The sequence below is a fragment of the Archangium sp. genome (assembly GCF_036389735.1).
GTDB lineage: Bacteria > Myxococcota > Myxococcia > Myxococcales > Myxococcaceae > Archangium.
This window is the reverse complement of record NZ_DASVWK010000344.1, coordinates 1-6,247: the sequence shown is the minus strand read 5'-3', so window position 1 is coordinate 6,247 and position 6,247 is coordinate 1. Positions and strand designations below refer to the sequence as shown.

Genomic DNA, 6,247 nt, shown 5'->3' with positions numbered 1-6,247 from the left:
CGAAGACGGCCACCTCGCGCTCGGTGCGGCCCATCATCATCTCGTTGATGAACCAGTAGCAGCCCTCGCCCGGGGAGATGTAGGAGACGCCGGTGTTCTGCACCACCTCGCGGTTGCGCACCGCCGCGCCCGCGCCCTCCCACGCCGTCCAGTCGATGGTGGTCACCCGCATGTGCGGGCGCGAGCGGTGGGCGTAGGCCATGGTGCACTTGGCCATCAGGTCATTGGCGGCGCTGTAGTCCGTCTGGCCCTTGTTGCCGAAGCGGCCCGCGCCGGACCCGAAGCACATCACCACCTTGAGGTCGTCGCGCCGCGTGGCCTCCAGCAGGTTGACGAGCCCCAGCACCTTCACCTCCACGGTGTCGGTCACCAGCTTGGGCGTCTTGTCCGGCAGGCTCTTGGAGTCCTCGATCATCGCGCCGTGCACGAGGCCGTCGATGTGGCCGTGGTACTCGCGGACGCGGTCCACCATGGCCCGCACGTCCACGGCGTTGCGGATGTCGCACGTCTCGTACTCGATGGGCAGGCCCTGGGCGTAGACCTCCTGGAGGTTCTTCCACAGCTCGCGCGCCCGCTTGATGGCGTCGAAGTACGTCTCGTCGAACTTGCGAGGCGTGAGGGTGGGGTCCTCCTTCTTGCGGCGGAGCATCTCCGTGTTGCGGAACGCCATGAACTCGTCCTCGTCCATGGCGAGGTAGTCCTCGGCGCCGATGGGGGCCGGCGTGCGTCCGGTGATGATGACCTTGGGGCCCAGGCGCGCCACCGCCTTGGCCACCTCGAAGACGGCGCCGCGACCGCCGCCGGAGAAGAGCAGCACCCAACTCGGGTCCACCTGGCGCACCACCGGGCTGTTGTCCCGGAAGTCCGCCCGGCGCAGGCCCACCACGAAGCGCCGGCCGGCCAGGTAGCCGATCTCAGTGCGGTCCGTGCCCTCCTCCAGCTCGCGCGCCACCGTCTCCGCCAGCACCCAGTGCGAGGTGCTCGGCTCGAAGTCGATGACCTTGATGATCGCGCCCGGAATCTCCTGCTTGAGCGCCTTGAGGAAGCCCGCGGTGGAGCCGCCCAGCACGTTGCCGCCGTCGCCCAGGAAGCCGAAGTCACCACCCATGGAGGTGACGGCCACGTAGCAGGCGGTGCGGCCCTTGCTGGTGTCGCGCAGGCGGTCGTACAGGGCGCGCCCGGTGCCGTGCCAGCGGGCGGTGATCTCCGACATGCGGCGCGCGAAGCGGCTGCTGCCCTGCGTGAGGAAGTAGTCGGCCGCGCCGAAGGCCCCCAGGTCGATGACGCCATCGGCCCCGCCCAGCTCGTCGCTGGCACGGCGCACCCGGCGTTCCACCTCCAGGGCGTCGGTGATGCCCGCCAGCGACACCGCCAGCGAGCGCGTCCCCCGGCTCGTCAGCAGGCGGGTGAAGGAGGCCACCATGCCCGGGTCGTCTCCGAGCAGCAGCAGCTTCTTGCCCATGAGCGGGTAGCGCTTCTCGGGGGAGAGCGACAGCGGCACCAGATCCGTGCGCCAGCGCTGGGCGAAGAGGCCGCGGCTGGGGATGGGCTGGCCGGTGACGTTGGGCTGCGGGCCCGGCGTCTTCGGGCGCCGGTGGACGTTGTCGTGCTCCTCGAGCAGCACGTGGTAGTTGGACCCGCCCATGCCGAAGGAACTCACCCCGGCGAGCCGCCGGCCCTCGCGCGGCGCGGGCCAGGGACGCCCCTCCACCGCCAGGGCGATGGGCAGCCTGTCGAAGTGGATGTCCGATTTGGGGAACTCGCCGCCATTCATGGGCGGCAGGAAGGCCTCGTTCACCGCGAAGGCCGCCTTCACCAGGCCCAGCAGGCCCGAGGCTCCCGAGGTGTGGCCGATCTGCGACTTCAGGGTGCCCATGGGTACCGAGGTGTCCCGGCCCCGGTCCTTGAACACCTCGCCGTAGGCGTTGGCCTCCGCCGCATCGCCCACCTTGGTGCCCGTGCCGTGCGCCTCGAGCAGGCCCACCTGATTGGGATGGGCCTTGGCGGCCTCCAGCGCGCGCTCCACGGCCCGGGCCTGGCCCTTGGGGTTGGGTGTGAAGACGCTGGTGCCCCGCCCGTCACTGGAGAAGCCGATGCCGGCGATGACGGCGACGATGGGATCCTTCGCCGCCTCCGCGTCCTCCAGCCGCTTGATGACCACCGCGCCCGCGCCCTCGGCCGGCACGAAGCCGTCGGCCCGGTCGTCGAAGGGGAAGGTGCCGCGAGGCGAGGCGATGCCGAGCACCGCCAGGGCGGCGGCGTACTCGGGCACCAGGTTGAAGGCCACACCACCGGCCACCACCACGTCGGCCTCGTGCTGTGCCAGCGAGAGCAGGCCCGCGTGCACCGCCGCCAGGGAGCTGGCGCAGGCCGCGTCCACCGCCAGCACGCCGCCAGTGAAGTCATGCATGGCGGCCAGCCGCGCCGCGCACGTCATGCCGGAGTAGTACCCGGTGGTGCTCTCGTCCAGCGGGGGCACCGTGGACAGCATGTTCTGGCGCAGCGTCTCGATGAGCGGGCCCATCTGCCGGGGCGTCAGCCCCTGGGCCTTGAGCGCCTCCTGGGCCAGCGCGAGGTAGCGCTCGGCCACGAAGCGCAGCTCCGTCTCGAACTCCTTGCCGCGCGCGGAGAGCTGGCCCACCACCACCTGCACGCGCCGCCCGTTCCACTGACCGGGCTGGTACCCGGCGTGCTCCAGCGCTTCCTCCGCCGCCTTGACGAAGAGGATGACGGCCTTGTCCAGCGCCGCGGCCTGGGCGGGCGGCAGCTTGAGCCAGCGCGGGTCGGCCGCCGGCAGGTCCACCACGCCGGCCAGCCGGGGGATGACCTCGCCGGGATTCATGAGCGCCCCGATCATCTTGTGGGCGTTGAACCGGGAGGGCGGCAGGTCCCCGATGGTGTCCGCCTTGGTGATGATGTTGTTCCACAGCGCGCGGGAGTCCGAGGCCCCCGGGGCGATGGCGCCCATGCCGACGATGGCGAACTTCTGGGGCGAGGAGCGGACGGGCCGGACGTTGGGCTGGGCCTCGCGGGTGGGCGCCGAGCCGAGCAGCGCGTGGTAGGCCACGCCCGTCCAGCCCAGCGAGCTGACGCCCACGTAGCTGCGGGGCGGCAGCTTCATCGGGCGGGTGAGGCACTCCAGCGCGGCATGCGCCCCGTGGCGCGGCGCGGTGAGGCCGGCGGTGGGGGCTCGCACGCCCCCGTGGAGCGACAGCGCCGCGCGCATCACCGACACCAGTCCGCTGGCCGCCTGCTGGAAGCCCACCTGGGGCGCCGCGGAGGAGAACGTCAGCGGCTCGGAGCGCGTCGCGGCGAGCGCGGCCTTGAGGCCCAGGTACTCCTGGTCCTCCAGCGCGGAGATGCCGCACGCCTGCATCTCCACGTGCCGCACCAGCTCCGGGTCCACGCCCGTCAGGTCCAGGCAGGCACGCGCGGCGCGGTCCACCATGCGGGACATGCGCGAGACGCCCTGCTTGAGGTTCACCTCGGAGGTGATGCCGTGCAGGACGGCGTAGATGCGCTGGCCGTCGGCGAGCGCGTCATCCAGCCGGCACAGCACGAGCGCCACCGCGCCCTCGCCGGGCAGCGTGCCCGCGGAGCGACCATCGAGCGCGAGCAGCTCCTGATCGGCCAGCCAGCCGCGCGCGGCCAGCAGCCCATAGGAGGAGGGGCTGAGCAGCGGCGCCACCGCGCCCACCACCGCCACGTCACAGTGCCCCTGCTGAAGCGAGAGCGAGGCGAACTTGAGCGCGGCCAGCGAGGAGGCCGTCCCGGCGTCGATCGCCAGGTGCCCGCCGCGCGTGTCGAGGATTCCCGCGAGCCGGCCGGCGACGATGGTGGCCGTCATGGGAATGGATTCGGCGGTGATGGGCGGGGCGTGCTGGGCCACGTGCCGGTCCACGGCCTCCAGCAGTCGGGCGCCGTCGGGCTGCTGCTGGACGAGCTCGGCGAGCCGATCGCGGAACTCCGGCGTGCGCAGGCGCAGCGTCGGATCGGACGTCTCGTCCACGCCCATGCCGGTGGCGCCCAGGTAGATGCCGCACCGGGCACCCGGGCTCTTCTCGGGGCCGTAGCCGGCATCCTGCGTCGCCTGGAGCAGCGCCAGGTGCAGCAGCCGCTCCATGCGGTGCATCTTCTCCACCTGGTTGGGCGGCAGGCGGAACTGCTTCCAATCCGTGCCCGCTTCCGGGACGAAGCCGCCCATGAGCGGGCGATCCAGGCCGAGCCCGGTCCCCCAGGCCTCCGGGGCCTGGGTCAGAGCGCGCATCCCCTCGAGCGACAGGTTCATGAAGCGCGACGGGGACTCGGCACCGGGCAGACGGCAGCCGAGCCCGACGATGGCGAGAGGAATGTGCGTGGAAGAGGTCATCGCGGGGAGAGGCTCTTGACGAAGGACTGCCAGGCCAGTCGGGGAACGGAGGGGGAGGGGTCCTCGCTGGGCAGCGAGGCCATGCCAATTCCGCGCAGCTCGAGCACGGGGATTCCGTCCTGGCCGAGGACGTGGGCGTTGAAGGTGGCCAGACCGACGCTGGCGCCACACAGCCGGGCATCACACAGCAGGCGCTCGTCGCGCCGGGGCATGCGGTACCAGGTGGCCGAGCTGATGGCCATCTCGCGCGAGCCCTCGCCGGAGAAGGCGTACCAGAGCCACTTCACCAGGTGGAGCGCGCCCTCCATGGCGGCGGGCGCCACCTGGATGCGGCTGGCGGGCAGGCTCTTCGTCAGCGAGCGGGGCTGGACGATGCCGCCCTGGAGCCGGCCCAGCTCGCCCAGGCGGGCCCAGGAGATGACCTGGAGCGACTCGGGGACGCGGTCCCCCTGTCCTCCCGACGAGGTGTAGAGCAGCCGGCCATTCTGGAGGCTCTCCGACCGGGGGCTCATCTCCGGCTGCTGCTGGAGCCACGGCGCGGGCCCGTACGTCTGCCCGAACTGGAGGACGGCGCGGCACACGGGGATGGGCTCCTCGGGGCCCTCGTCCTGCCCTCCGGTGGTGAGCGGCTCCATGGACAGGAAGACCGAGACCTCGCCGTCGGCCTCCCGGCGGGCACGCCCCACCAGCCGCGAGTCGGTCGCGCTCTGGGTGGCGCGCAGGAACCAGCGCACATCCCGCATCCCCACCAGCACGCGGTCCGGGTACACGAGCGCGCCGACCTCGGCCAGGAACTCCAGCTCCAGCGAGGCGGACAGGGGCCGCATGTCCGCGTCGAGCTCCGAGGGCAGGCGCACGTCGCGCTTGGCGACCGCGCTCTCGCCCCGGAGCACCTCGGCGAGCTCTTCCAGCAGCGGGTATTGGGAGGTGTCGGGTTGCACGTTCTAGCGATCCTTCACGAGCTGCTGGGCGAGTTCGCCCAGCGTACGGACCTTCCCCGTCTCAGGCGCGGTGGTCCCCAGGGCCGAGGACATCGCCTCTCCCAGCTTGCGGATCTCCTCGGGCTTCACCCCCGTCCGCGGCAGGTCCAGGGCGAGCAGCGCCTCGCGCACGGAGCGCGGGCCTCCCTGGCCGGAGCGTCCCTTGGGCTCGACCTGCGAGGGGGAGACGGAGGTGGCGGCCAGGTGCACCGCGGCGGCGGCGCGCTCCGTGGCGCTCGTGGACTGGGCCCGCTCGACGATGTGGTCGATGACCCTGCGCAAGGTGTTGAAGTCACGCAGGGAGCGAGCCGGGTCACGCGGGACGCCGAAGTGCTCTCGGGTGCGGGTGAAGATGTCCACCTGCTTGACGGTGTCGATGCCCAGGTCGGCCTCGAGGTCGAGGTCCAGCTCCAGCATGTCCTCGGGGTAGCCCGTCTTCTCCACCACGTTGCGCATCAGGACGGTGCGCACCTGCTCGGTCAGGTCCTCCCTCGTCTCGGTGCTGAAGGGGACGGGCGACACCATGGAGGATGTGGAGGCCTGGACCGTGTTCGGCCGGGCCGCCGCGGGAGCGGGTGCCGGGGGATACGCGCTCAGCCGGATCTCATCGGGAGCGGGGACCGGAGGCGCCAGGGACGAGTACGCCGCCATCGCCGGGGCCGCGACGGGGGCGGGCGGCGCGCTCGGCCGGGCCTTGGTGGCCGCGGGAGCGGGAGCGGGAGCCGGCACCGGCTGGGCGGAGGCCGCGGCGCTGGTGGTGAGCACGCGCTCGACGATGTGGTCGATGACCCTGCGCAGGGTGTTGAAGTCGCGCAGGGAGCGGGCGGGGTCACGCGGGACGCCGAAGTGCTCTCGGGTGCGGGTGAAGATGTCCACCTGCTTGACGGTGTCGATGCCC

3 protein-coding genes are annotated in these 6,247 nt (G+C 72.1%); all 3 read right to left on the bottom strand.

Annotation, left to right across the window (positions count from 1 at the left end):
- A partial coding sequence (locus VF794_RS12095) for an SDR family NAD(P)-dependent oxidoreductase (protein ID WP_331109875.1) occupies positions 1 to 4,369 on the bottom strand: 4,369 nt, incomplete at its 3' end.
- Positions 4,366 to 5,310: a hypothetical protein gene (locus tag VF794_RS12090; protein WP_331109873.1), complete on the bottom strand. Its 945-nt coding sequence runs from the start codon at positions 5,308 to 5,310 to the stop codon at positions 4,366 to 4,368. The genes VF794_RS12095 and VF794_RS12090, both read right to left, overlap by 4 nt.
- A 3-nt stretch (positions 5,311 to 5,313) precedes the next feature.
- On the bottom strand, positions 5,314 to 6,247 hold a 934-nt coding region (locus tag VF794_RS12085; RefSeq protein ID WP_331109871.1), incomplete at its 5' end, for an acyl carrier protein.